Raw genomic sequence first — 25,181 nt, forward strand, 5'->3', positions numbered from 1 at the left:
ATAGCCGCCGCGCCCGCCCGGCCGCGGCTCAGGCGATGCCGTACTCGCGCAGTTTCTTCCGCAACGTCGAGCGGTGGATGCCGAGCATGGTCGCGGCGCGGCTCTGGTTGCCCTCGCAGTGCTCGAGCACTTCCTGGAACAGCGGGATTTCCAGCTCGCGCAGCGCGATCTGGTAGAGGTTGTCGGTGCTGTGGCCGTCGAGGTCGCCCAGGTAGCGGCGCACCGAATTGGCGACGTGGTCGCGCAGCGGCGCACGGGGCGCGTTGCGGGCGTTGCTCTCGGCGTGGTCGGGGACGTTCAAGGGATGCTCGGCGACCTGTGCGATGCGCACCGGGGCTCCATCGCGGGCGGACGAGTCTAGCGCCATGCGGTCGCATCGGACAATGCGAATTCGACCAATGAACAACGCGATCCGATGCTGCGCCGCGTCGAGACCGCCGCGGGCCATGCCACGACCGTCGTGCCCGCCTTCGCCTACGGACGGAAGTCGAAGGCGTAGGCCACCGTGGCCACCGATGGCTCGGCGATGTCGAACTCGATGTCCGCGGCCTGCCCCGGCTCGAGCAGCGCGGGGGGCGCGGCGCCCAGGTATTCGTCCGGTTCGAACGCGCGCGCCGCGACCGGCCGGCCGTTGACGTCGGACAGCACCAGCACCAGCCGCGGCCAGGCCTGGGCCCAGCGCGCGTCGTTGCGGAAGCTGGCGCGCACGCGCAGCGCGTCCGGCTGCGCGGGATGCGGCCGCACCTCGCGCGAGACGAGCGTGATCGCCGCGGGCTCGCGCCATGGAGGCACCTCGCAGCCGAGCACGCCGCAGGCCGTGGCCACCAGCGGACGCCATGCGGCATCGGCGGCGAGGCGTTCGCGGTCGGCGAGGACGATCTGCACCGCCAGCAACAGCACGAGCGCGACGATCGCCGCCGCCGCCGCGAGGCGTCCGCGCCGGGTCGCGCGAACGGTGCCGGGATGCGCGGGGGAGAATGCCGGGGCGGGGGGAACCCCGGCGGGCGCGTCGGTGGCGCGTGCCTCGTCGGCTGGCGGGGCACTCGATGCCGCCGCGTCGACGACTGCCGGTGAGGGCTCCTGGTCCTGCCCCGGATCGGCGATGGTTGCAGGTGCGACTGCTTCCGATGGCGTGTCCACCGCCGCTGCGGTCGTCGCGACCTCCACGGCCTGCGCCTCCGCAGCGCCGGACGATGGCGCGTCCCTCGCCTCGGATGGCGCGGGCTCAGGGGCGGCCCCATCGCGATCGGGCTGCGCGGATGCGTGACCTGCAACCGGCGCAGCGTCGGACTCGGCGCCCGCGCCGGAGATTGCCGCTGGCCCCGTCGCAGCGGGCGGGGCGGGCGCGGCGGCGTGGGCCACGGCGTGCGTGTCCGCGGCGAGCGCCGGCGCCGTGGCCGTGCCCGCGTCCTGCGCGGCCGCCGGTGCGGCCCCGGCCCCGGATGCGGCATCGGCCGCCGATGCCGGGTCGCCGGCGACCGCGCCGCGGCCCGCCGTCCCGGCCGTCGCGGGTTCCGGCGGCAGCGTTGCGGGCGGCGGCGCGGCGGCGGCCGGTGGCGGCGCCGCGATCGGTGCCGGGGTCGCGTCCGGCCTGCGCAGCACGCCGCGGCAGCGCGGGCAATGCTCGGGCGGGAGGTCGGTCGCCGGATCGGTGGCAACCAGCGCGTGGCAGTGCCGGCAGTTGATGAACATGGCGCTATTCAACCACGCCGCCGCGCGGCCGACGCGCGCCGCGGGTCACCGCCGGATGCCGTCGATGCGCACCCAGTCGCCTTCGGTGGCGACGCGCAGCGCGTCGAACCATGCGCCGTAGCGCTGCAGGAGCGTGTCCTGCTGGCCGTCGAGGATCCCCGACAGTGCGATCCGGCCACCGGGCGCGGTGCGCGCCGCGAGTTCGGGCGCAAGCGCGTCGAGCGCCGAGGCCAGGATGTTGGCCACCACGACCGGGTAGGGGCCCGCCGGCGCCTGCTCCGGCGGCCACACGCGCACGCGGCCGGCCATGCCGTTGCGCGCGGCGTTGTCCTGCGTGGCCTGCAGCGCCTGGGGATCGTTGTCGACCCCGTCGGCGCCCTCCGCGCCCAGCGCCACGGCGGCGAGCGCGAGGATGCCGCTGCCGCATCCGAAGTCGAGCACGTCGCGTCCCTGCAGCTGGCCCGTCGCGGCCAGGGCGTCGAGCCACTGCAGGCACAGCGAGGTCGTCGGATGCGTGCCCGAGCCGAACGCGAGCCCCGGATCCAGGCGCACCACCGCGGCGTCGGCGGTGCGCGCCTCGTCGGGCAGCGCGTGGTTCCAGGGCACGATCCAGGTGCGCTCGCCGAAGCGCAGCGGCGCGTACTGGTCCATCCACGCGCGCTCCCAGTCCTGGTCCTCGACGCGGCGGAACGAGGCGCCGCTCCAGTCCAGTGCCGGGTCGAACGCCTCCAGCGCGGCGAGCAGCAGCAGGCCGTCGGCATCGTGCGGGAACAGCGCGCTGAGCGCGATCTCGTCCCACAGCGGCGTCTCGCCCACGCCGGGTTCGAGGATCGCGTGTTCCTCGCTGGTGCCGGCGTCGGCGTCGAGCAGGGTGACCGACAGCGCGCCGACGTCCTCGAGCGCGTGCTCGCGGCGCGGCTGCTCGGGTTGCGGGCAGCGGATGGTGAGTTCGAGGAACGGCATCGCGGCAGTCTAGCGCCGCGCGGCTCCACGGAGCGTGGGCACGCTTCCCGTATACTGGCGCGCCACGTGTCGGAACCGGCCCAGGTGCCGCGCCCTCCCGACGACGAGCCGACCCGATGCGCGAAGACGCCACGATGCCGGCAGCCCAGTCGCGCCGGTTCGAAGCCGGCTGGTACCGGATCTCCTTCCCCTGGCCGTCCGCGGCCGATGCCGCTCCCGCGCTCGTGCTGCGCGCCGGCCAGCCGGATGCGCGGGACCAGCTCTATCCGATGCTGGCCGCCGATGGCCGGGCCGAAGGCATCGTGGCGATCCCCGGCGGGCAATGGACGCTGACGGCGTCGGCGCCCGGCGTCGAGATCGACTGCGAACCGGTCGATCGCGGCACCGCACTGCGCGCGATGTGGGCCGTGGCGGCGCGCGGCACCGGCGACGACGGGAACCTGGTCGCGCGACTGGCAGCGGCGCTGCGCCTGCTGCCGGGGCTGGTGCGCGGACCGCGGGGCGTGGCGGCCGCCCTGGTCCAGGCCTACCACCGTCAGCTGTACCTGGCCGCCAGCCGCCGCCCCGGCGGACAGGTGGTGCGCTACCGCGGCGCGCCGTGGCCCGCGGGTGCCGAGTCCGCGGTCCTGGCGCCGGCCGGGCGCGACGCCGGCGTGCTGGCCGCGAGCGCGGCCGCCAGCGACGGCCTGAAGCTGCAGCGCGTGCCGCCGTGGCGGGACATCGCGGCCGGCTGGTACCTGCTGCGCCTGGACTGCCGCGGCGCCGACGGCCAGGTGCACGCGCTGCTGCTGCAGCCGGACCGCGGCCATGGGCCGGTGCCCAACCTCGGCTTCGTGCTGTCGGACGCTGCGGGCGACGGAGGCTGGCGACTGCTGCTGATGCTCGACCACCCGGCGCAGGCGCTGTGGCTGCGCGCGGCGCGGCCGGACGTCGAACTGGAGCCGCGCAGGTTCGAGCTGGTGCGCGTCGGTCGCCTGCGCGCGCTGTGGGAGCTGCTGCGCGGCTGCGCGGCGCGCACGGGCTGCTGGCGCGCGACGGTGGCCGGCTTCCTGCGCGAAGCGATGGCCAGCGGTCTCGCCGCGGCCGCGGAGTCCCTGCGCCGCCGCTACAACGCACTGCACGACGTCGGCCTCGATCCCTACGCGGCCTGGGTGCGCTGCTACGACTCGCCCGGCCAGGCCGACCTGGAACGGATGCGCGAGCGCGCGGCCGCGCTCGCCGACGGGCCGGTGTTCTCGGTGCTGGTGCCGGTCTACAACACGCCCGAACACTGGCTGCGGCGCTGCATCGAGAGCGTGCGCGAACAGGCCTACCCGCGCTGGGAACTGTGCATCGCCGACGACGCCTCGCCCGATCCGCAGGTGGCCAGGGTGCTGGCCGGGTACGCGGCGCTGGATCCGCGCATCCGCGTGGTCCGGCGCGAGCAGAACGGCCACATCTCGCGCGCCTCCAACACCGCCCTGGAAATGGCGACCGGCGACTACGTGGCCCTGCTCGACCACGACGACGAGCTGCGCCCGCACGCGCTGCTCGAGATGGCCGAGGCGATCGTGGCCGATCCCGGCCTGGAGCTGCTGTATTCGGACGAGGACAAGCTCGATGCGCACGGGCGCCGCTTCGACCCGTACTTCAAGCCGGACTGGGACCCCGACCTGTTGCGCAGCCAGAACTACGTCTGCCACCTGACCGTGATCCGCACCGCGCGCGTGCGCGCGGCGGGCGGCTTCCGCGCCGGCTTCGAAGGCAGCCAGGACCACGACCTGTTCCTGCGCTGCAGCGAGGGGCTGGACCCGTCGCGCATCCGCCACATTCCGCGCGTGCTGTACCACTGGCGGGCGATCGAGGGTTCGACCGCGCTTACCCGCGAGGCCAAGGACTACGCCGGCGCGGCCGGCGCGCGCGCGGTGGACGAACACCTCGCCCGCTGCCATCCCGGCGCCCGCGCCAGCGAACTGTCGCACGGGCACTACCGGGTGCACTGGCCGCTGCCCGACCCGGCGCCGCGCGTGAGCCTGCTGGTCCCGACCCGCGACCGCGCGGACCTGCTGCGTACCTGCGTGGAGAGCCTGCTCACGCGCACCGACTACCCGGACTTCGAGGTGGTGGTGATCGACAACGGCTCCCGCGAGCCCGACGCGCTGGCCTGCCTGGAGGCGCTGGCCGGCCGCGAGCGGGTGCGCGTGCTGCGCTTCGACGCGCCGTTCAACTACTCGGCCATCAACAACTGGGCGGCGGCCCGGTGCGACGGCGCGATCCTGGGCCTGGTCAACAACGACATCGAGGTGATCACGCCAGGCTGGCTGCGCGAGATGGTCTCGCACGCGGTGCGGCCGGAGATCGGCGCGGTCGGCGCGATGCTCTATTACCCGGACGACCGCATTCAGCACGCCGGCGTGATCCTGGGCATCCACGGCGTGGCCGCGCACGTGTACAGCGGCATGCCGCGCGGCTATCCCGGCCACGGCGGCCGCGCGCGCGTGGCCCAGCGGCTGTCGGCGGTCACCGCCGCCTGCCTGGTGGTGCGGCGCGAGGTGTTCGACCGGGTCGGCGGCCTGGACGAGTCGCTGCAGGTGGCGTTCAACGACATCGACTTCTGCCTGCGCGTGCGCGAGGCCGGCTACCGCAACCTGTGGACGCCCTTCGCCGAGCTCTACCACCACGAGTCCGCCTCGCGCGGGGCCGAGGACAGCGACGAGAAGCGCGCCCGGTTCGCCGGCGAGGTCGAAACCATGCTGCGCCGCTGGGGTCCGCTGCTGCGCGCCGACCCTGCCTGGAACCCGAACCTGTCGCTGGACGGCCTCAACGCCGACTACGCCTTCCCGCCGCGCGGCTGAGGCCGGTGGCCGGGACCGCGCCGGGAAGCAGCATTGCACCCCGGTTGATCCCGTTTTTACCCCGCGCTGGCACAATAGCGGGGACCCCCCTTGAACCGGAGAGAACGCCGTGGCCTTTACCCTCCCGAAGCTCCCCTACGCCTACGACGCGCTCGAGCCGCACATCGACGCGCAGACGATGGAGATCCACCACACCAAGCACCACCAGACCTACATCAACAACGCCAACGCGGCGCTGGAAGGCACCCAGTGGGCGGACAAGAGCGCCGAGGAGATCATCGCCAACCTCGACGCGCTGCCCGAGGACAAGCGCGGGCCGCTGCGCAACAACGCCGGCGGCCACGCCAACCACTCGCTGTTCTGGACGGTGATGTCGCCCAACGGCGGCGGCAACCCGGTCGGCGAGGTCGCCAAGCGCATCGACAGCGACCTGGGCGGCTTCGACGCCTTCAAGGACGCCTTCACCAAGGCGGCCCTGACCCGCTTCGGCAGCGGCTGGGCGTGGCTGACCGTCGACGGCTCGGGCAAGCTCGCGGTCGAGAGCACTGCCAACCAGGACAGCCCGCTGATGAAGGGCATCGCCTCGGGCAACACCCCGATCCTGGGCCTGGACGTGTGGGAGCACGCCTACTACCTGAAGTACCAGAACCGCCGCCCCGACTACATCGCCGCGTTCTACAACGTGGTCGACTGGAACGAGGTCGAGCGCCGCTACCAGGAGGCGGTGAAGGGCTGATCCCGGCCCTTCCCGGCGACATCCCCGACGGGCCGCGCGAGCGGCCCGTCGCGTGTCCGGCCGCCGGCCGGGGCGCGGCCCGGGGTGGCCGGCGGGGCCGCCTGGCGGCCGCGGGCTAGAATGGCCGCATGTCGACTTCCTTCGCCAACCAGCTGCTGGTCGCGCTGCCAACCCTGGCGGACCCGAACTTCGCCCGCACGGTCGCGCTGATCTGCCAGCACGACGACGATGGCGCGATGGGCGTGGTGATCAACCGCGCCTCGGAATACACCCTGGGCGAGGTGCTGCGGCAGATGGACATCGCCTGCGACGACGCCGCGCTGCTCGAGCAGCGGGTCCTGGCCGGCGGGCCGGTGCATCCCGAGCGCGGCTTCGTCGTCCACGACGGCGCGCACGGCTGGGATTCCTCGCTCGCGATCGCCGACGGGCTGTGGGTGACCACCTCGCGCGACATCCTCGAGGCGATCGCCGGCGGCGAGGGCCCGGAGCGCGCCACCGTCGCGCTGGGCTGCGCCGGCTGGGGCGCCGGCCAGCTCGAGCACGAACTGGCCGAGAACAGCTGGCTGACCGCGCCGGTGCGCCACGAGATCCTGTTCGCGCTGCCGCTCGACCAGCGCTGGCAGGCCGCTGCCGGCGGGATCGGCGTGGACATGATGCGGATGGCGGGCCACGTGGGCCACGCATGAGCGCGCCGTTGCCCCGCGCCGACGGCACCGTGCTGGGCTTCGACGTCGGCGCGCGCCGGATCGGGGTCGCGATCGGCAGTCCCTACGGCGCCGGCGCGCGCGCGCTGGCGGTGGTGGACGTGCACGACGACCGCATCGACTGGGCCGCGGTCGACCGCCTGCACCGCGAATGGCGCCCGGACGGGATGGTGGTCGGCGACCCGATGACCCTGGACGGCGGCGACCAGCCGATCCGCGCCCGCGCCCGCGCCTTCGCCACCGAACTCAAGGCGCGCTACCGGGTGCCGGTGGCGATGGTGGACGAGCGCTCGAGCTCGATCGAGGCCGCGCAGCGTTTCGCCGCCGACCGCGCCGAAGGCCGGCGCCGCCGGCGCGACGCCGCGTCGCTGGACGCGGTGGCCGCGGCGGTCATCGTCGAGCGCTGGTTCGCCGCCCCCGGGGACGCGACCCCGGTGTGAGCGCGCGGCCCGCGCGCTTGCGGCGCGACGGGGCGCTCCGGGCGGGCCCGGGATGCGGGACAATAGCGGCCATGACCCTCCAGACCGATGCCGACGGCCGCCTCGTCCACCTGCTCACCCTCGAAGGCCTGCCGCGGCCGGTGCTGCTGGCACTGCTCGACCGCGCCCAGGCTTTCGCCGACGGCGCCGACGCGCGCGGCGCGCTCGCCGGCACCGCGGTCTGCACCCTGTTCTTCGAACCTTCCACCCGCACCCGGCTGAGCTTCCAGCGCGCCAGCCAGCGCCTGGGCGCCGACGTGCTGGGCTTCGACGCGGCCACCTCGTCGACCACCAAGGGCGAGACCGCCACCGACACCCTGCGCAACATCGAGGCGATGGGCGTGCGCGGCTTCGTGGTCCGCCACCCCGGCGACCGCGCGGTGGCGGAGCTCGCCGCGGCCGCGGCGCCCGGCACGGTGCTGGTCAACGCCGGCGACGGGCGCCACGCGCACCCGACCCAGGGCCTGCTCGACATGCTCACCCTGCGCCAGGCGTTCGGGGGCGACTTCGGCGGCCGCAGCTTCCTGATCGTAGGCGACCTCCTGCATTCGCGCGTGGCGCGCTCGGACCTGCACGCGCTGCGCACCCTCGGCGCCGGCCGGATCCGGGTGTGCGGGCCGCGGCAGCTGCTGCCCGGCGAGGACGTGCTCGCCGGCTGCGAGGTATTCCACGACTTCGACGCCGCGCTCGAGGGCGTGGACGCGGTGATGATGCTGCGCCTGCAGCGCGAGCGGATGGAGGAGGGCCTGGTCGGCTCGCTCGAGGACTACCACCGCGACTACGGCCTGACCGCCGCGCGCCTGCGCCGCGCCGCGCGCGGCGCCGTGGTGCTGCACCCGGGCCCGATGAACCGCGGCGTGGAGATCACCGACGAGGTCGCCGACGGCCCGCAGTCGCTGGTGCTGCGCCAGGTCGCCAACGGCGTCGCGGTGCGCATGGCGGTGCTGGAGACGCTGCTGGCGCGTCGCTAGCGGCGAGGCGTCCTTGCGCGCGGAGCCGGATCGGCGCGCCCGGTCGTCGTCAGCGCGCGCGCCGCTGCGCGAACAGCCAGTCCCACAGTTCCGGCGTCGCGTAGGCCGGGTCCCAGCTGTTGTGGTTGGCGTCGGGGAACTCGGTGTAACGCGCATCGCGCGCGCCGGCCTCGCGCAGCGCCGCGTCCAGCCGCCGCGAGTACTCGGCCGGGACCAGGTCGTCGCGCGCGCCGTGGAAGATCCAGACCGGCGTGTCGCGCAGCGCCTGCGCCACCTTCGCGTAAGGATCCTCCTCGCCCTCCAGGCCGGTGACCGCCATCGACGGCCGGCGCGGATGCAGCAGCCCGCCGCAGACCGGCACCAGCGCGGCGAAACGGCCCGGCTCGCGCAGCGCCAGGTCCCAGGCGCCGTAGCCGCCCATCGACAGTCCGGTGAGGTAGGTGCGGTCCGGGTCGCCGCCGAACTCGCGCGTGGCGGCTTCGAGCTGGGCGACAACGACGTCGGCCAGCTGGTTCCACTCGGCGCCTTCGGGCGCCTGGGGGAACACCACGATCGCGGGGAACTCCGCGGCCGCGGCGCGGACCCGCGGCCCGAGGCCGACCTCCAGCTGGCGACGGTTGTCGTCGCCGCGTTCGCCAGAGCCGTGCAGGAACAGGATCACCGGGGCCTTCGCGGCCGCGTCGGCGCGCGCCGGCACGAACACCTGGTAGCGATGGGTGCGGCCGTCGAGGGCGAGTTCGCGCTCCACGAACGTGCCGGTGGCGCTGGCCGCGCGATCCGGGGCGCTGGCGCAGGCGCCGAGCATCATGGTCGCCAGTGCGATGGCAGGCAGGCGCAGGGACGTGATCATGCGGGCCTCGCGTTCACGGGGGACCCGCACCATACCGCAACCGCAGCGATGGCCGCATGGCGCGGTGCACGCCGGGTTCAGTGCAGCAGGATCGCCGTGGCCAGGCCCAGGAAGCTGAAGAATCCCATCACGTCGGTGACCGCGGTCACCACCACGGTGCCGGCCACGGCCGGGTCGATGCGCATGCGCTTGAGCAGCAGCGGCAGCAGCACGCCGGCCAGCGCCGCCGAGCAGAAGTTGAGCACGAGCGCCGCGGCGATCACCGCCGACAGCGCCCACGAGCCGAACCACAGCAACGCCACCGCGCCCACCAGCAGGCCGATCAGCAGGCCGTTGATCAGCGCCACGCGCAGTTCCTTCCACAGCAGGATCGAGGCATTGCTCGGGCCGACCTGGCCGAGGGCGAGGCCGCGCACCATCAGGGTCAGCACCTGGACGGCGGCGTTGCCGCCGATGCCGGCGACGATCGGCATCAGCACGGCGAGGGCCACGATCTTCTCGATGGTCGCGTCGAACTGGCCGATCACCGCCGCCGCCAGGAACGCGGTGAGCAGGTTGATGCCGAGCCAGACCACGCGGCCGCGCACCGCGCGCCGGATCGGCGAGAACAGGTCCTCGTCCTCGTCCAGGCCGGCCGCGCCCAGGGCCTGGTGCTCGGCCTGCTCGCGGATGATGTCGACCACGTCGTCGATGGTGATGCGGCCCAGCAGCACGTTGTGGTCGTCGACCACCGGCGCCGATACCCAGTCGTTGTCCGAGAACCGGCGCGCGACCTCGTCGGCCGGGGTGTCGACGTGCAGCGATTCGAGCTCGTCGTCGATGAGCTGGTTGATCGGCGTGGACGGATCGCGCGTCACCAGGTCCTGCAGCGCCACCCAGCCGATCAGCTGGTGGCGGCGGTTGACCACGTACAGGTGGTCGGTGTGGTCGGGCAGCTCGCCGCGCAGGCGCAGAAAGCGCAGCACCACGTCCACCGTGGTGTCGGCGCGCACCGTCACCACGTCGGGGTTCATCAGGCGGCCCGCGGTGTCCTCGGCGTAGGACAGCACCTTCTCCAGGCGCTCGCGGTTGTCGCGGTCCATCGACTGGAGGAGCTGGTCGATCACCGCGTCGGGCAGGTCCTCGACCAGGTCGGCGAGGTCGTCGATGTCGAGGTCCTCGACCGCGGCGACCAGCTCGTCCTGGTCCATGTCCGCGATCAGGCTCTCGCGCACCTCGTCGCCGACGTGGACCAGCACCTCGCCGTCGTCGGCGGGGTCGACCAGGCCCCACACCACCATCCGCTTGTCCGGCGGCAGCGACTCGAGCAGGTTGCCGATCTCGGCCGGGGCCAGGGTATGCACCATCCGCCGCACCGGGCCCAGGCGGCCGCTGTCGAGCGCATCCGACAGCAGGCGCAGCTGGCGCGCGGTCTTGTCGTGGCGGACGGCTTCGGCCATGCGCGGCGGCTCCGGCGTTGCGAGGGCGTGGCGCGCGGGGTGGCGCGGCCGGTCATGCGTTCATGCGCGCATTATCCCTTCGGCCGCCGTGGTTGCCCAGCCTCCGGGCCACCCGTCGCGGGAAGGAGGGCGCGCGCGGGCCTACCGGGGCTGGCGGGTGTGGCGCCGCAGCCAGCGCTCGATCGAGGCGCGGTCGCGGCAGCGCAGGAGCGCGGGCGCCGCCGCGCGCAGGGCGCCGCGGTCCTGGGCGCGGATCGCGCGCCGAACCTCCAGCAGCATGCCCGGATGCAGGCTGAACTCCTCCAGCCCCAGCGCCAGCAGCAGGGGCGTGAGCGCGGGGTCGCCGGCCATCTCGCCGCACACCGCCACCGGCTTGCCGCGCGCGCGCGCGGTGCGGATCACCGACTGCAGCAGGCGCAGCACGCCCGGGTGCAGCGGCGAATACAGCTCGCCCAGGGCATCGTTGCCGCGGTCGGCGGCGAGCAGGTACTGGGTCAGGTCGTTGGTCCCGATCGAGACGAAGTCCACGTCGTCGATGAAGCCGGGCAGGGCGATCGCCGCCGCCGGCACCTCGATCATCGCGCCCACGGGCACGCGTTCGGCGATCTCCCGCCCCTCCGCGCGCAGCTCCGCGGCGACCTCGCGCACCAGCGCCGACACCGCCCGCACCTCCTCGCGGCCGCTGACCATCGGCACCAGGACCCGCAGGGGTCCGTAGCCGGAGGCGCGCAGCATCGCCCGCAACTGGGTGCGGAACACGTCCATGCGCGCCAGCGACAGGCGCACGCCGCGCAGGCCCAGGGCGGGATTGGGCTCGTCGGCCAGGGCCAGCCCGGTGCGGTCGGCCTTGTCGGCGCCGATGTCCATGGTGCGGATCGTCACCGTGCGCCCGGTCATGGCCAGCACCACGTCGCGGTAGGCGCGGAACTGCTCCTCCTCGTCCGGCAGTTCGCTGCGTTGCAGGAACAGGAACTCGGTGCGGTACAGGCCCACGCCCGCCGCGCCCAGCGCGTGCGCGCCGGTGACGTCCTCGCGCGACTCGGCGTTGGCCCACAGCTTGACGTCCAGGCCGTCGAGCGTGCGCGAGGGCTCGCGGCGCAGGCGGTAGAGCTGCTTGCGCTCGCGCTTCTCCTCGCGCAGGCGGGCGCGGTAGCGGCGCAGGTCGGCCGCGTCGGGCTCGACGATGATCTCGCCGCTGGCGCCGTCCACCACCAGCACGTCGCCGTCGTTGATCTGCTGCAGCGCCTGCGGCGCCCCCACCACCAGAGGCAGGTGCAGGCTGCGGGCCAGGATCGCGCTGTGCGAGAGCGCGCTGCCGCCCGCGGTGACCACCGCCAGCACGCCCTGCGACTGCAGCTGGCTCAGTTCCGACGGGGCGATGGTGTCGGTGACCAGGATTTCGCCGGCCACGCCGCGCAGGTCGGCGTCGCGCATGTGCAGCATGGCGTGGATCCGGCCCATGACGTGGTCGATGTCCTCGACCCGGCTGCGGAAGTAGGCGTCGTCCATGCCCTGGAACACCGCCGCCAGCCGGTCGCGCTGCAGGCGCAGCGCGTAGTCGACGCCGTACAGGTCGCGGCGCACCAGGTCGTCCAGGCCCTGCAGCAGTTCGGGGTCGTCGAGCAGCAGGGTGTGCAGGTCGAGGAACTCGCCGACCTCGTGGACCAGGGCTCCGTGCAGGCGCTCGCGCATGTCGCGCATCTCGGCCCGCACCGCGTCGATCGCCGCGTGCAGCCGTTCGAGCTCCGACTCGACCGCCTCCGGCGCGATCCGCTCCTCGGCGACCTCGAGCACATGCGGAAGGCGGACCCGCGCGCGGCCCAGGGCGCTGCCCCGCGACGCGCCGTGCCCGGCCAGCACGTGCCGCATCAGCCGCCCTCGTCGAACTTTCGTTCGAACAGGGCGGCCGCGGCCTCCATCGCCTCCTGCTCGTCCTCGCCCTCCAGCCGCAGCAGCACGGTGGTGCCGTAGCCGGCGGCGAGCAGCATCACCCCCATGATGCTCTTGGCGTTGACCTCGCGGCCCTTGGCCACCAGGGTGGCGTTGCTGCGGAAGCCCGACAGCACCTGGACCAGCTTGGCGGTCGCGCGCGCGTGCAGGCCGAGCTTGTTGGCGATGCGCAGTTCGCGTTCGATCATCGTCGGCCTCAGGCGTCGTCCAGGACCACCCCGTTGCGCGCGCCTGCGGAGGCGACGGCGGGAAGTTCCTCAAGGGGGAGTTCAGGATAATTCATCACCCGCAGCAGCATCGGCAAGCTGAGCGCCGACACGCGGCGTGACGGCGTTCCCAGTCGCGACAGCCGGGCGGCGAGGTTGCTGGGGCTGGCGCCGTACAGGTCGGTGAGGATCAGCACCCCGTCGCCGCCGTCCGCGCGCCGCATCGCGGCGCTGGCCTGCGGCAGCACCGACTCGGGGTCGGCGTCGAACGGCACCTCGAACGTCTCCAGGCGCAGGGGAAGGTTGCCGCGCAGCAGGGTGGCGGCGACCGCGGCCAGCGCGGTGCCGATGCCGGGATGCGTGACGAGGAGGATGCCGACGGCCATGCCCGCAACTTAACAGACGCCGGCGACGCGCCGGAAGCGCCGGAGGCCACGGTCACCGCGATCCCCGGGGGCGCGGTCGCCCGCAGTGGGCCCGGGGCGCGTCGCGCGCGTCAGTCCAGCTCGCGGTGGAAGGTCGCCACCTCGGTCCAGCCGCGCTCGCGGGCGTGCTCGGCCAGGGTCTCGGCCAGGTACACCGAGCGGTGGCGCCCGCCGCTGCAGCCGAAGGCGACCGTCACGTAGCTGCGCGTACCCGACTGCATCCGCGGCAGCCAGGTGTCCAGGAACGCCGCCACCTGCTGCACGTACTCCAGGACCTCCGGGCGCTCCTCGAGATAGCTGCGCACGGCTTCGTCGCGGCCCGAGAGCGGCTTCAGACGCGGGTCCCAGTGCGGGTTGGGCAGGCTGCGCGCGTCGAACACGAAGTCGGCGTCGGCCGGGAGGCCGCGCCGGTAGGCGAACGACTCGAACAGCAGCGACAGCGACGAGTCCCGGGTCAGGCCGAGCTCGGTCAGCACCCGGTGGCGCAGCTGGTGGACGTTGAGTTCGGTGGTGTCCATCACCACGTCGGCCAGCGCGCGCAGCGGCTTGAGCGCCTGGCGCTCGAGCGCGATCGCATCGGCCAGCGCCAGGCCCAGGTGGGTCAGCGGGTGGCGGCGGCGGGTGTCGGCATAGCGCCGCAACAGGGTCCCGTCGCTGGCGTCGAAGAACACCAGCTGCGGCTGCAGCCCCATCGCGCCCACCGCCGACAGCCATTCGGGCAGGTTGGCCAGGTCGCCGCGGTTGCGCATGTCGATGCCGACCGCGAGCTTCTGCTCGGCGCGCTCGGGGTGGGTGGCGGTGCGGACGAACTCGGGCAGCAGTTCCGCCGGCAGGTTGTCCACGCAGTAGAAGCCGAGGTCCTCGAACGTGTTGAGGGCCACGCTCTTGCCGCCGCCGGACATGCCGGTGACGATCAGCAGCGAAGCGGGGTCGCGGCCGTTGCCGGCGGCGGGGGGCTCGGGCGTGGTCACGGCAGCGCTGGCTCCTCGCCGCTTTCCAGGAAATGGGAATGGCGCGCCAGGAACGCCGCGGCCGGGTCGATGCCCTTGGAGCGCAGGATGTGGGTGCGGGTGGCGGCCTCGGTCAGCACCGCGAGGTTGCGTCCGGGCATGACCGGCAGGGTGATCATCGGCACGTCGAGGTCGAGCACGCGGCGGTGGCCGAGGTCGCCGGTCAGGCGCACCATGCCGTCCTCGTGCTGCTGCGGCTCGGCGTCGGGCTTGGCCAGGTGCACGATCAGGCGCAGGTACTTGTTCCGCTTCACCGCGGTGTCGCCGAACATCTGGCGGATGTTGAGCACGCCCAGGCCGCGCAGTTCCAGCAGGTCCTGCAGCAGTTCGGGGCAGGTGCCGTCGAGCACGTCCGGCGCGATCTGGGTGAACTCGGGCGCGTCGTCGGCCACCAGGCGGTGGCCGCGGGTGATCAGCTCCAGGGCCAGCTCGCTCTTGCCCGAGCCGGCCTCGCCGGTGATCAGCACGCCGATCGAGTAGACCTCCATGAACACGCCGTGCAGGGTGACGCGCGGCGCGAGCGCACGCGCCATGTGGTACTGCAGGTGGTTGAGCAGTTCGTGGCCGCGGCGCGGCGAGACCCACAGCGGGGTCTGGCTCTCCTCGGCCGCGCTGCGCAGGTCCTCCGGGCAGGCCTGGTTCTTGCTGATCACCAGCGCCAGCGGCCGGTAGCCGATCACCCGCTCGATCGTCTCCCAGCGCAGGCGCGAATCGAGCCCGTCCAACCAGGCCAGCTCCTCGCTGCCGAGGATCTGTACCTTGTTGGGATAGATGATGTTGAGGTAGCCGGCCAGCGACGGCCGGCGGGCGTTGGTCTCCACCGCCTCGAGCACCCGCGACTGGCCCTGCTGGCCGGCGACCCAGCGCAGGCCCAGGCGCTCGTGCTGCTGCTCGAACAGGTCGAGTGCGGTGAGGCGCTGGCTCATCGGCATCAGGCGGCGGCGCTGGCAGGGGGGCGCGACAGCAGCAGCCGCCGCAGCGCGGCCGCGCCGCGCGCCGCCCGCAAACGCTCGCGGAAACCGGGGTCGGCGAAGTGCGCCGCGATCTCGGCCAGGTGCTGGAGGTGCCGGTCGGGCTCGTCGTCGGGGGCGCACAGGGCAAGCACCAGGTCGACCGGCGCGCAGTCGCGGGCGCCGAAGTCCAGCGCCCGTCCGAGCCGCAGGAACGCGCCGCGCGCGGCCGGGAAGCCCTCGCCGCGCGCGTGCGGGATGGCGATGCCGTGGCCGATCGCGGTGCTGCCGAGGCGTTCGCGCGATTGAAGTCCCTGCGCGATCGCGTCCGCCAGCGGCCCGGGGCCGCCGGCCAGCAGGCCGGCGGCGGCCTCGAGCATGCGCGCCGGCGAGCCGGGGTCGTCCAGCACGACGATGCGCTCGGCGACGAGCAGGTCGGTCCAGGGCATGGCGGGGTCCCGTGGTCAGCCGAAGCTGCCGTCGCGCGCCGGGTTGGCGCCGCGGTGGTGGTCGGTGAGCTTCTTGTGGTGCTTGAGCAGCTGGCGGTCGAGCTTGTCCACCAGCAGGTCGATCGCCGCGTACATGTCCACGCCGGCGGCGTCGGCGTGCAGCGCCTTCCCGTCCAGGTTCAGCGTGGCCTCGGCCTTGTGGTTGGGCTTGTCGAGGCTGAGCTGCACGCGCACCTCCAGCGGGCGTTCGACATGGCGTCCGAGCCGCTCCAGCTTGCTCTCCACGTAATCGCGCAGGGCCGCGGTCACTTCGATGCCATGGCCGTAGGTCTGGATCTGCATCAGATGCCTCCTGTCTCGGGAACCCCAGCATGGCCCAAAGCGGCCCACCGTGGGTTGAGGACAGGTTAACGCAGCGTTACCCCCCGGGCGACCGGTCCGGTCATGGACAGGCCCCGGGGAAACCGGTTCAATTGATCCTTACGCGATCGTGCGAGGCGGCGATCTGCATGGCCTCGCGGTACTTGGCCACGGTGCGCCGGGCTACCGGCACCCCCGATGCCTTGAGCGACTCGGCCAGGCGGGCGTCGGACAGCGGCTTGCGCGGGTCCTCGGCCTCGATCAGTCGCCGGATCATCTGCTGGATCGCCACGCTGGAAGCCTCGCCGCCGCCCTCGGTGTCGATGCCCGAGGCGAAGAAGTCGCGCAGGGCGATGGTGCCGCGCGGGGTGTGGACGTACTTGCGGGCCACCGCGCGCGAGACCGTGGATTCGTGCATCCCGATCTCGGCCGCGACCTCGCGCAGGGTCAGCGGCCGCAGCGCGCGGGCGCCGAACTCCAGGAAGCCGGACTGCTGCCGGATCAGGCAGCGCACCACCTTGAGCAGGGTCTCGCCGCGCGCCTCGAGGTTCTTCAGCAGCCAGCGCGCCTCCTGCAGGCGGCCCTTGAGGTAGCCGGCATCGTCGCCGGCCGCGGTCTGGATCATCCGTTCGTAGGCCTGGTGGATGGTCAGCCGCGGCATCGAGTGCGGGGCCAGCATCGCCTGCCAGACGCCGTTGCGGCGCACGATCACCGCGTCCGGCACCACGTAGCTGTCCGAGGTCAGTTCCCCGACCTGGGAGCCGGGGCGCGGGTCCAGCGAGCGCAGCAGGGCGAGGGCGGTCTCGGCCTCCTCCGTGGTGCAGCCCAGCTGCTCGCAGACCCCGCGCACGCCGAGCTTGGGCAGGCGGTCGATCAGGGTCCGGACCAGGGTCATGGCCAGGGCCCGGCCGGGGGTGTCCCCGGCCAGGGTGTCGAGCTGGATCCACAGGCATTCGCCCAGGTCGCGCGCGCCCACCCCCACCGGGTCCATGCGCTGGATCTGGCGCAGCACGGCCAGGATCTCGCCGTCGTCGGGCGCGTCGCCGGGCGGCAGCGCCGCGGCGATCTCCGAGAACGGGACCCGCAGGTAGCCGTCGTCCTCGATCGCGTCGATCAGGGCGGCGCCGATGCGCAGGTCGCGCGGGGACAGGTGCGAGAGGTTCAGCTGCCAGGTCAGGTGGTCGCGCAGGGTCTCGGACTGGACCATGCGGCTGGCCGGGTCGCTGCCGTCGTCCTCGCCGCCGCGTCCGCCGCCGGACCCGGCGTAGTCGAAGTCGCCGCCGTCCTGCCAGCCGTCGGACCCGTCGTCCCAGTCGGTGCGTTCGCCGGGGTCGGCACCGGCGTCGGCCGCGTCCGCGCCGGGCGTGCTGCCGGACACGGGTTCGGCGGGCAGCGACTGCGCCTCCTCGGCCCAGTCCAGCAGGGGGTTGCTCTCCACCGCGGCGGCGATCTCGGCCTCCAGTTCCACCGCCGGCAGCTGCAGCAGGTGGAGCGCCTGGCGCAGCTGCGGCGTCAGGACGAGGTGTTGTCCGAGCGATGTCTGGAGGCGTGGCTTCATCGTCCCCGGTGTCCCCTGGACGACGTGCACGGCTACAGGCGGAAGGACTCCCCGAGGTAGACCCGGCGCACGTCGGGATTGGCCAGAAGCGCGTCCGGAGCCCCCTGCGCGAGCACGCTTCCCTCGTTGAGGATATACGCCCGGTCGCAAATGCCCAAGGTTTCGCGGACGTTGTGGTCCGTGATCAGGACCCCGATCCCGCGGTGCTTGAGGTGTTCGACGATCCGCTGGATCTCCCCGACCGAGATCGGGTCCACGCCGGCGAAGGGCTCGTCGAGCAGGATCAGCCGCGGCCGGGCGGCCAGGGCCCGGGCGATCTCGACCCGGCGCCGCTCGCCGCCGGACAGGCTGGCGCCGATCTGGTCGGCGACGTGGCCGATCTGCAGTTCGTCGAGCAGCGACTCCAGTTCGCGGGCGCGGCCGGCGCGGTCCAGGTCCTCGCGCAACTCGAGCACCAGCATGATGTTGTCGGCCACGCTGAGCTTGCGGAACACCGACGGCTCCTGCGGCAGGTAGCCGACGCCGCGGCGCGCGCGCTGGTGCATCGGCTCGGCGGTGATGTCGTGGCCGTCGAGCACGATCCGCCCCTCGTCGGCCGGGACCAGGCCGACGATCATGTAGAAGCAGGTGGTCTTGCCGGCGCCGTTCGGGCCGAGCAGGCCCACGACCTCGCCGGCGTCGAGGCTCAGCTGGAAGTCGCGCACGACCTCGCGCTGGCGGTAGCGCTTGCGCAAGCCCTCGGCGACGAGCATCAGTCGTTCCCGTCCCTGTCGGCCTTGTCGGACGCGTCGTCCCGGGCGCGGGCGCGCGGCTCGAAGGTCAGGGTCACGCGGCCGCCCTCGCTGCCGCCGCCGCCCTGCACCTGGCCGGTGCGCATGTTGTAGACGATGCGCTCGCCGGCGATGCTGCCGCGGCCGGGCTGCTGGACCACCGCGCCGCCGGTGAACACCACGGTGTCCTGGCGCAGGTCGTAGTCGACCTGGGCGGCGGTCGCGTTCATGGTGCCGCCGTTGTCCATTTCCTGGCGCAGCCTGACCGGCGAGCCGGTGAGCTTGGCGCTCTGGATGTCGCCGTCGCCCTGGCGGATGTCGGCGCGCGCGGCCTCGATCACCAGCGAGCCCTGCACGATGTGGACGTTGCCGGTGAGCACGCACGGGCCGCCGTCGGTGACGGTGCAGTCGCTGCGGCTGGCCTGCACCTTCATCGGCTGCTGCCGGTCGGAGGACTTGGCCACGGCGGCGTGCGCGCAGCACGCGGCGGCGACCGCGAGGACCAGCTTAGCGGTGGTTCGGGTCATTGGTGAGGCTCACTTTGGACAGGAGCTGGATGCGCTTGCCGGCCAGGTCGGCCTCCATCCCGGTACCGCGCATTGTAGTGCCGGGGGTGGTGATGGTCACGACGGCGTCGGAGGTGGCCCGGTTCTGCTGCGGGTACACGTCCAGCGACTCGGTGCGCATCCGGGTCGGACGGCTGGCGCCCACGGGGCTGTCGGCCACGACGTCGCCGCGCAGCTGCACCAGGGTGCTCTTCTCGTCGACCTGGCCGCGCCGGGCCCGCACTTCCCAGCGGCTGCCGTGCTGGTCGGGCATCAGGAACAGCGGCGTGACCAGTTCCAGGGTGCGTGCACCGGGGGTCTGGCGCAGCTCGGGCGCGCGCAGCGAGAACGACTCCTGCCCCTCCGAGTCGAGCGTGACCAGGTCGAAGTCGCGCAGGATGAAGTCCGAGCGCGGGTCGGCCTCCTCGGCGTCCTCGTCCGGCGCGTCGCCGCGCCAGGCGAACCAGCCGCTGAGCAACGCGCCGGCGAGCAGGGCCAGGATCACGGCCAGGCGCCAGTTCATCGCGCGCCGTCCCCGAGCAGGTCGGCGAGCCGGCCCTGGGCATGCAGGACCAGGTCGCAGAACTCGCGCACCGCGCCCTCGCCGCCGCGCGACGGGGTGACCCAGTGGACCTCGTCGCGGATCCAGTGGTGGACGTTGGCCGGCGCGACCGCGAAGCCGGCCAGCCGCAGCACGCCCAGGTCGGGCAGATCGTCGCCCATGAAGGCCACCTGTTCGCGCTCGAGGCCCAGGCGCATGCGGATCTCCTCGACGCAGGCCAGCTTGTCCTTCACGTTCACGTGCGGCTCGGCGCCCAGCTCGCGGGCGCGGTTGGCGGCGACCAGGCTGTCGCGCGCGGTGACGAAGGCGACCGTGATCCCGGCCTTGCGCAGCTGCACCAGGCCCTGGCCGTCGAGCACGCTGAAGGCCTTGGACTCGCGGCCCATGCTGTCGAACCAGAGCCGGCCGTCGGTCAGGGTGCCGTCGACGTCGAAGCAGGCCAGGCGCACCTTCGCGGCGCGCGCGACCAGGTCGTCGGGGTACTCGGGGCGGAAATGCGGCAAGGACACACCCTCCAGTCAACGGCGCCGGGCAGGACCGGCCGCCAGGTTCAGACCACCCGTGCGCGGAACAGGTCGTGGACGTTGAGGGCGCCGACCACGCGCCGGGCGTCGTCGAGCACCACCAGCGCGTTGATCTTGCGCGTTTCCATCAGCCGCGCCGCCTCGACCGCGAGCGCGTCGCTGCCGATCGTCACCGGGTCGCGCGTCATCACCTCGCCGATGGTGGTGGCGTGCACGTCCACGCGGCGGTCGCCGAGCGCGCGGCGCAGGTCGCCGTCGGTGAACAGGCCCAGCAGCCGGCCTTCCCCGTCGATCACGGCGGTCACGCCCAGGCGCTTGCGGCTCATCTCCAGCAGCGCCTCGCCGAGCGAGGCGTCGGGGCCCACGCGCGGGATGTCGTCGCCGGTGTGCATCACGTCGGCGATGTGCAGCAGCAGCCGGCGGCCGAGCGCGCCGGCCGGGTGCGAACGGGCGAAGTCGTCGGCGGTGAAGCCGCGCGCCTCCAGCAGTGCCACCGCCAGCGCGTCGCCCATCGCCATCGAGGCGGTGGTGCTGGACGTGGGCGCCAGGTGCAGCGGGCAGGCTTCCTCGGGCACGCTGATGTCCAGGTGCACGTCGGCGGCCCGGGCCAGGGTCGATCCGGGGCGGCCGGTCATCGCCAGCAGCACGTTGCCCTGGCGCTTGAGCACCGGCAGCAGCATCAGGATCTCGTCGGACTCGCCCGAGTACGACACCGCCAGCACCAGGTCGGCGTCGGTCACCATGCCCAGGTCGCCGTGGCCGGCCTCGCCCGGGTGCATGTAGAACGCGGGGGTGCCGGTGGAGGCGAGCGTGGCCGCGATCTTGCGCGCCACGTGCCCGGACTTGCCCATGCCGGTGCAGACCACGCGGCCGCTGCAGGCCAGGATCCGTCGGCAGGCTTCGGAGAACGCGCCGTCCAGGCGCGCGCCCACCGCCTCGAGGGCGCCGGCTTCGGTCTTGAACACGCGCCGTCCGCTGGCCGCGAGCGTGCTCGGGTCGGGGAACTCGCTGGGCTTGGGGTCTGGAATGGCCATATCCGGGGCGCGGGGTTTCCGATAACCTAAGTGGTTCATTTTAGGCGCTTGCCCGGCGTGAAAGCGCCCGCCGACCCGATGCGGGCCGCTGCCGGCTCATGCGCGCTTCAGTCAGGAATTCCCTTGAACCCAGACACCATCCGCGATCTGATCCTGCAGGGCCTGCCCGGCGCCCAGGTCCGGGTCACCGGCGACGACGGCGTCCACTTCGAGGCCGAAGTGGTCAGCGAGGCCTTCGCCGGCAAGCCCCTGCTGGCCCGCCACCGCATGGTCTACGCCACCCTCGGCGCGCTCATGGGGCGCGAGATCCACGCCCTGGCGATCGTCCGGGCCCAGACCCCGGACGAGGCCGCGGCCGCCTGATGGACAAGATCGTCGTCACCGGCGGGGTCGCCCTCGAGGGCGAGGTCCGCATCTCCGGCGCCAAGAACGCGGTGCTGCCCATCCTCTGCGCCACCCTGCTGGCCGACGGGCCGGTGGAGATCGGCAACGTGCCCGACCTGCACGACGTGCGCACCACCGCGCGCCTGCTGCGCGGGCTCGGCGCCGAGGTCGAACACGCCGCGGACGCGGCCGCGGTCCGGGTCGATCCGCGTCCGGCCAGCGGCCACGTCGCGCCCTACGAACTGGTGCGCACGATGCGCGCCTCGGTGCTGGTGCTCGGGCCGCTGCTCGCCCGACACGGCGCGGCCGAGGTGTCGCTGCCGGGCGGCTGCGCGATCGGCTCGCGCCCGGTCGACCTGCACATCCGCGCGCTCGAGGCGCTGGGCGCGGAGATCACCGTCGAGCACGGCTACATCAAGGCGCGTGCCGGCCGCCTGCGCGGCGGCGAGGTGAAATTCGACATGGTCAGCGTCGGCGCGACCGAGAACGTGCTGATGGCCGCGACCCTGGCCGAGGGCACGACCACCATCGACAACGCCGCGCGCGAGCCCGAGATCGTGGACCTGGCCGCTTGCCTGGTGGCGATGGGCGCGCGGATCGAAGGCGCGGGCACGTCGCGGATCGTGGTCCACGGCGTGGATGCGCTGCACGCGGCGCGGCACCAGGTGATCGCCGACCGGATCGAGACCGGCACGTTCCTGGTCGCCGGCGCGATCACCCGCGGCCGCGTGGTCGCCACCCACGCGCGCCCCGACACGCTCGACGCGGTGCTGGCCAAGCTGCGCGAGGCGGGTGCCGACATCGACGTCGACGGCGACCGGATCGCGCTCGACATGCGCGGCCGCCGCCCGCGCGCGGTCGACATCGTCACCGAGCCGCACCCGGGCTTCCCGACCGACATGCAGGCGCAGCTGATGGCGCTCGACTGCGTCGCCGAGGGGACCGGCACGATCGACGAGCGGATCTTCGAGAACCGCTTCATGCACGTGAACGAGCTGATGCGGCTCGGCGCGGACATCGACATCGACGGCCACCGCGCCACGGTGACCGGCGTCGAGCGCCTGACCGGCGCGCCGGTGATGGCGACCGACCTGCGCGCCTCGGCCTCGCTGATCCTCGCCGGCCTGGTGGCCGAAGGGGAGACCACGATCGACCGCATCTACCACCTCGATCGCGGCTACGAGCACATCGAGCGCAAGCTCTCGGGCCTCGGCGCGCGGATCCGGAGGATCAGCGCGTGAACGCGCTGCGGTGGCGGCTGTCGCCGCGGCGCAAGGCGCTGCTGGCGACCGTGCTGCTGGCGATGGTGGCGATGCTGGTGCTGCGGTTCATGGGCGTGGCCGGCTTCAACGGCGTGCAGCCGCGCGAGATGGACTGGAACGACGACGGCGTCGCGACGCGCGCCGAGATCCTGCAGGGCTTCACCGTGGTCGGCGTCGAGGAGAGCCGCGAGGGGCCGCGCACCTGCCGGCGCTACGCGCGCCTGGGCCGCGGCGGGGAGCCGTTCCGGGTCGAATGCCGGGTGGTGGTGGCGCCCGACGCCGACGACGCCGGGCGCTGACCGACCCGTCCGCGGTCAGCGCAGCGAACGCAGGGTGAGGTCGATGTGGTCGCGGCCGCCGCGCTGCTGCAGGATGCGCGCCGGGACCGGCAGGCCGTCGACGATCCACGCGGTGATGCTGCGCTCGTCGTTGTTCCACGTCACCTTGGTCGCGGTGTGGGTCTTGCCGCCGACGGTGATCGATTCGGTGCCGGCGGGACGGAACACCTGCTTGCGCGCGCGCCCGTCCTCCACCAGCCGGTACGACAGCGGCTTGCCGGCCTTGAAGTCGCGCACCAGGGCCAGGTTCATCAGCATCCCGTCCACGTCGCCCGGCTGCAGGCGGACCGGGCCGCGGCGGTCGGCCTTCACGTCGCCTTCCCAGGTCGCCTGGCCGCGCGACCAGTCGTAGGTGGCGGTGGTCGAACGCGGCTTGACCAGCATCGCCGCGAGCCCCGATTCGCCGCGCTGCGAATCGTGGCTGGACACCGGCCGCCACTGCTCGCCGTCGACCTCGAACACGGTGTTCTGCTCCAGGCGCGCGCCGGCGCCATTGACCTGGAGGCTGTATTTCCAGCGATTGCCGCCGGCCGGCTCCAGGGTCATGCGCCCGGTGGCCTGCAGGCCCATGTACTGGGCGGCGTAGTCGGCGGTGAACGGCTCGACCGCGGCGGCGGATGCGCTCGCCAGCGCGAGTACGGCGGCCGCGGCGATGGAGCGCAGTGCGGATGTCATGGGCAGGGTCCTCGGATTCGTGTTCATTGCAGGGTGCGGTACTCGACCAGGCGCAGGTCCACGGCGTCTTCGCCGTCCTCGCGCTGGAGGATGCGCACCGGGGTGGGGACGCCGTCGGCGACCCACAGGATGGTCTGGTCGTTGCCGCCGTTGGTGCGTTCCACGCGCAGCGCCTCGTAGCTCAGGCCGGCGACCTCGACCGGCTCGGTCGTGTCCGCGGCGCGGTAGACGTGGTCGCGCGCGCGGCCGCGGTCGACGAAGCGGTACTGCAGCGTGCGCCCGGGCGCGGCATCGCGCACCACGGCGAGGTTGATCAGCAGCCCGCTCATGTCGCCGGGCCGCAGCGGCACCGGCGCGCGCCGGGCCTTGCTGATGTCGCCAGTCCAGCGCGCGATGCCCGAGGCCCAGTCGTAGGTGCCGGTGGTGCGGCGGTTGAACACCAGCGCGGCCTTGCGCGTGGTGCCCTGCGCCAGCGGGCGGTACTCGCCGTCCACCTGGTCGAACACGGTGCTCTGGTCGATGTTCAGGCCGACGATGCCGGCGAAGCCGCGGTCGCCGCGCACGCCCAGGTCGATCCGCCAGCGCGCCGCGTCGCGCACCAGCTGCATGGTCGCGGTGCCCGCGTGCCGGCCGCCGTACCAGGCCTCGTAGGTGGCGAGGAACGGCTCGAGCGTGCGCTGGGATGCGAAGGTACCGGCCTCGTCCGCAGTCGCCCCGGGGGCCGGGACCGCCTGCACCGGCGCAGGCTCAGCCGCCCCTGTGTCCTGGGCGCGCGCAAGCCCGCCCGTGGCCAGGGCGAGGGCGGCGGCGATGGCAAGCGTCAGCGTGGGGGCAGGGCGCATGGCCGGTCATCATGCAAACGCGTCGTTGCACGACAGCTGAAGCGGCGCGGTCAGCGGGCGTCCATCGAAGTGAACGCCGTCTTCACGCAACGCGACGCGCCCGGCCGCGAACAGGCGCAGCGTTTCCACCAGCAGCGGATGTTCGCGCGCCAGCACCCGCGACGCGAGCGCGTGCTCGTCGTCGCCGTCCAGCACCGGCACCCGCGCCTGCGCGATCACCGGGCCGCCGTCGAGGTCGGCGGTGACGAAATGCACGCTGGCGCCGTGCTCGGCCACGCCGGCCTGCAGCGCCTGGCGATGGGTGTGCAGGCCCTTGAACGCGGGCAGCAGCGAAGGATGGATGTTGACCATGCGCCCGCTGCGCGGGGCGACCGCCGCCGCGTCGATCAGGCGCATGTAGCCGGCGCACACGACCAGGTCCGGCGCGCAGGCGTCGACGTGCGCGAACAGCGCCCGGTCGAAGTCCGCGCGTGCGGCGAAGTCGCGCGGCGACAGCGCCTGCGCCGGCACGCCCGCGGCGCGCGCGCGCTCGAGCGCCTGCGCCGAGGCGCGGTCGGAGAACACGCCGGCGAGCTCCGCCTGCAGATGGCCGGAGGCGATCGCGTCGAGGATGGCCTGCAGGTTGCTGCCGCGGCCGGAGGCCAGTACGGCCAGGCGCAGGCGCCGCAC

Annotated in this window: 29 protein-coding genes; 8 read left to right on the forward strand and 21 right to left on the reverse strand. The window is 73.5% G+C overall.

The window, feature by feature from the left end:
- Positions 1-28: 28 nt before the first annotated feature.
- From fis to prmA, 3 genes are all read right to left on the reverse strand, one after another.
- Positions 29-301, reverse strand: a complete 273-nt coding sequence (gene fis / locus LUTJ29_RS0108665) for a DNA-binding transcriptional regulator Fis (RefSeq protein WP_027072175.1) — start codon at positions 299-301, stop codon at positions 29-31.
- A 173-nt stretch (positions 302-474) separates the two neighbouring features.
- The gene (locus LUTJ29_RS19175) at positions 475-1,692 is read right to left on the reverse strand and encodes a DUF3426 domain-containing protein (RefSeq protein ID WP_084524791.1); all 1,218 of its coding nucleotides are present in this window, start codon (positions 1,690-1,692) and stop codon (positions 475-477) included.
- A 45-nt stretch (positions 1,693-1,737) separates the two neighbouring features.
- The gene (prmA, locus tag LUTJ29_RS0108680) at positions 1,738-2,655 is read right to left on the reverse strand and encodes a 50S ribosomal protein L11 methyltransferase (RefSeq protein ID WP_027072177.1); all 918 of its coding nucleotides are present in this window, start codon (positions 2,653-2,655) and stop codon (positions 1,738-1,740) included.
- 116 nt (positions 2,656-2,771) lie between these two features.
- On the opposite strand from prmA, the gene LUTJ29_RS0108685 reads away from it, so the two are divergent.
- From LUTJ29_RS0108685 to LUTJ29_RS0108705, 5 genes are all read left to right on the forward strand, one after another.
- The gene (locus LUTJ29_RS0108685; RefSeq protein WP_232221184.1) at positions 2,772-5,489 is read left to right on the forward strand and encodes a glycosyltransferase family 2 protein; all 2,718 of its coding nucleotides are present in this window, start codon (positions 2,772-2,774) and stop codon (positions 5,487-5,489) included.
- Between the two features lie 109 nt (positions 5,490-5,598).
- Positions 5,599-6,225: a superoxide dismutase gene (locus tag LUTJ29_RS0108690; protein ID WP_027072179.1), complete on the forward strand. Its 627-nt coding sequence runs from the start codon at positions 5,599-5,601 to the stop codon at positions 6,223-6,225.
- A gap of 128 nt (positions 6,226-6,353) precedes the next feature.
- Positions 6,354-6,911 (forward strand): YqgE/AlgH family protein, encoded by a 558-nt coding sequence (locus LUTJ29_RS0108695; protein ID WP_027072180.1) that lies wholly within the window; start codon positions 6,354-6,356, stop codon positions 6,909-6,911.
- Positions 6,908-7,369 (forward strand): Holliday junction resolvase RuvX, encoded by a 462-nt coding sequence (ruvX, locus tag LUTJ29_RS0108700; protein ID WP_027072181.1) that lies wholly within the window; start codon positions 6,908-6,910, stop codon positions 7,367-7,369. Before LUTJ29_RS0108695 ends, ruvX begins: the two co-directional genes overlap by 4 nt.
- A 71-nt stretch (positions 7,370-7,440) precedes the next feature.
- A complete protein-coding gene (locus LUTJ29_RS0108705) occupies positions 7,441-8,379 on the forward strand; it encodes an aspartate carbamoyltransferase catalytic subunit (protein ID WP_027072182.1) in 939 nt (312 codons plus the stop codon).
- Positions 8,380-8,428: 49 nt separating this feature from the next.
- Here LUTJ29_RS0108705 and LUTJ29_RS0108710 read toward each other — a convergent pair whose 3' ends face one another.
- The 15 genes from LUTJ29_RS0108710 to LUTJ29_RS0108780 all read right to left on the reverse strand — a co-directional run bounded on the left by LUTJ29_RS0108710 (position 8,429) and on the right by LUTJ29_RS0108780 (position 21,011).
- The gene (locus LUTJ29_RS0108710) at positions 8,429-9,229 is read right to left on the reverse strand and encodes an alpha/beta hydrolase-fold protein (protein ID WP_027072183.1); all 801 of its coding nucleotides are present in this window, start codon (positions 9,227-9,229) and stop codon (positions 8,429-8,431) included.
- Positions 9,230-9,306: 77 nt separating this feature from the next.
- Positions 9,307-10,668, reverse strand: coding sequence for a magnesium transporter (gene mgtE / locus LUTJ29_RS0108715; protein WP_027072184.1), 1,362 nt, complete (start codon positions 10,666-10,668; stop codon positions 9,307-9,309).
- Positions 10,669-10,809: 141 nt separating this feature from the next.
- On the reverse strand, positions 10,810-12,537 hold the full coding sequence (ptsP, locus tag LUTJ29_RS0108720) for a phosphoenolpyruvate--protein phosphotransferase (RefSeq protein ID WP_027072185.1): 1,728 nt from the start codon (positions 12,535-12,537) through the stop codon (positions 10,810-10,812).
- Positions 12,537-12,806 (reverse strand): HPr family phosphocarrier protein, encoded by a 270-nt coding sequence (locus tag LUTJ29_RS0108725; RefSeq protein ID WP_027072186.1) that lies wholly within the window; start codon positions 12,804-12,806, stop codon positions 12,537-12,539. Before LUTJ29_RS0108725 ends, ptsP begins: the two co-directional genes overlap by 1 nt.
- An 8-nt stretch (positions 12,807-12,814) precedes the next feature.
- Positions 12,815-13,210: a PTS fructose IIA component family protein gene (locus LUTJ29_RS0108730; protein ID WP_027072187.1), complete on the reverse strand. Its 396-nt coding sequence runs from the start codon at positions 13,208-13,210 to the stop codon at positions 12,815-12,817.
- A gap of 110 nt (positions 13,211-13,320) precedes the next feature.
- Entirely contained in the window at positions 13,321-14,220 is a 900-nt protein-coding gene (gene rapZ / locus LUTJ29_RS0108735) for an RNase adapter RapZ (RefSeq protein ID WP_255327205.1), read from the reverse strand.
- Positions 14,217-15,185 (reverse strand): HPr(Ser) kinase/phosphatase, encoded by a 969-nt coding sequence (gene hprK / locus LUTJ29_RS0108740; RefSeq protein WP_027072189.1) that lies wholly within the window; start codon positions 15,183-15,185, stop codon positions 14,217-14,219. Before hprK ends, rapZ begins: the two co-directional genes overlap by 4 nt.
- Positions 15,186-15,190: 5 nt before the next feature.
- Positions 15,191-15,658, reverse strand: coding sequence for a PTS sugar transporter subunit IIA (locus tag LUTJ29_RS0108745; RefSeq protein ID WP_027072190.1), 468 nt, complete (start codon positions 15,656-15,658; stop codon positions 15,191-15,193).
- Between the two features lie 15 nt (positions 15,659-15,673).
- Complete coding sequence (gene raiA / locus LUTJ29_RS0108750) at positions 15,674-16,000, reverse strand: ribosome-associated translation inhibitor RaiA (RefSeq protein ID WP_027072191.1); 327 nt, start codon at positions 15,998-16,000, stop codon at positions 15,674-15,676.
- 127 nt (positions 16,001-16,127) lie between these two features.
- Positions 16,128-17,576, reverse strand: a complete 1,449-nt coding sequence (locus LUTJ29_RS0108755; protein WP_027072192.1) for an RNA polymerase factor sigma-54 — start codon at positions 17,574-17,576, stop codon at positions 16,128-16,130.
- Positions 17,577-17,608: 32 nt separating this feature from the next.
- Positions 17,609-18,328: an LPS export ABC transporter ATP-binding protein gene (lptB, locus tag LUTJ29_RS0108760; protein ID WP_027072193.1), complete on the reverse strand. Its 720-nt coding sequence runs from the start codon at positions 18,326-18,328 to the stop codon at positions 17,609-17,611.
- Positions 18,328-18,873, reverse strand: coding sequence for a lipopolysaccharide transport periplasmic protein LptA (lptA, locus tag LUTJ29_RS0108765; protein WP_027072194.1), 546 nt, complete (start codon positions 18,871-18,873; stop codon positions 18,328-18,330). The genes lptB and lptA overlap by 1 nt, the downstream gene beginning before the upstream one ends.
- Entirely contained in the window at positions 18,854-19,414 is a 561-nt protein-coding gene (lptC, locus tag LUTJ29_RS0108770) for an LPS export ABC transporter periplasmic protein LptC (protein WP_027072195.1), read from the reverse strand. Before lptC ends, lptA begins: the two co-directional genes overlap by 20 nt.
- Complete coding sequence (locus LUTJ29_RS0108775) at positions 19,411-19,956, reverse strand: HAD family hydrolase (protein WP_027072196.1); 546 nt, start codon at positions 19,954-19,956, stop codon at positions 19,411-19,413. Before LUTJ29_RS0108775 ends, lptC begins: the two co-directional genes overlap by 4 nt.
- 47 nt (positions 19,957-20,003) lie before the next feature.
- The gene (locus tag LUTJ29_RS0108780) at positions 20,004-21,011 is read right to left on the reverse strand and encodes a KpsF/GutQ family sugar-phosphate isomerase (protein WP_027072197.1); all 1,008 of its coding nucleotides are present in this window, start codon (positions 21,009-21,011) and stop codon (positions 20,004-20,006) included.
- Between the two features lie 123 nt (positions 21,012-21,134).
- Here LUTJ29_RS0108780 and LUTJ29_RS0108785 point away from each other — a divergent pair, with 123 nt between their 5' ends.
- Genes LUTJ29_RS0108785 through LUTJ29_RS0108795 form a run of 3 tightly spaced genes read left to right on the forward strand, consistent with a single transcriptional unit; the run spans position 21,135 to position 22,956 of the window.
- Positions 21,135-21,374, forward strand: coding sequence for a BolA/IbaG family iron-sulfur metabolism protein (locus tag LUTJ29_RS0108785; RefSeq protein WP_027072198.1), 240 nt, complete (start codon positions 21,135-21,137; stop codon positions 21,372-21,374).
- On the forward strand, positions 21,374-22,636 hold the full coding sequence (gene murA / locus LUTJ29_RS0108790; protein ID WP_027072199.1) for a UDP-N-acetylglucosamine 1-carboxyvinyltransferase: 1,263 nt from the start codon (positions 21,374-21,376) through the stop codon (positions 22,634-22,636). Before LUTJ29_RS0108785 ends, murA begins: the two co-directional genes overlap by 1 nt.
- Positions 22,633-22,956, forward strand: coding sequence for a hypothetical protein (locus LUTJ29_RS0108795; protein ID WP_027072200.1), 324 nt, complete (start codon positions 22,633-22,635; stop codon positions 22,954-22,956). Before murA ends, LUTJ29_RS0108795 begins: the two co-directional genes overlap by 4 nt.
- Before the next feature lie 15 nt (positions 22,957-22,971).
- Here the strand turns inward: LUTJ29_RS0108795 and LUTJ29_RS0108800 are convergent, their stop codons facing one another.
- Genes LUTJ29_RS0108800 through purN form a run of 3 tightly spaced genes read right to left on the reverse strand, consistent with a single transcriptional unit; the run spans position 22,972 to position 25,181 of the window.
- Positions 22,972-23,670, reverse strand: coding sequence for a DUF3108 domain-containing protein (locus LUTJ29_RS0108800; RefSeq protein ID WP_043740898.1), 699 nt, complete (start codon positions 23,668-23,670; stop codon positions 22,972-22,974).
- 23 nt (positions 23,671-23,693) lie between these two features.
- A complete protein-coding gene (locus tag LUTJ29_RS0108805) occupies positions 23,694-24,512 on the reverse strand; it encodes a DUF3108 domain-containing protein (RefSeq protein WP_027072202.1) in 819 nt (272 codons plus the stop codon).
- Between the two features lie 9 nt (positions 24,513-24,521).
- On the reverse strand, positions 24,522-25,181 hold the full coding sequence (gene purN / locus LUTJ29_RS0108810) for a phosphoribosylglycinamide formyltransferase (RefSeq protein ID WP_027072203.1): 660 nt from the start codon (positions 25,179-25,181) through the stop codon (positions 24,522-24,524).

This window comes from Luteimonas sp. J29 (genome assembly GCF_000472505.1).
Lineage (GTDB): Bacteria > Pseudomonadota > Gammaproteobacteria > Xanthomonadales > Xanthomonadaceae > Luteimonas.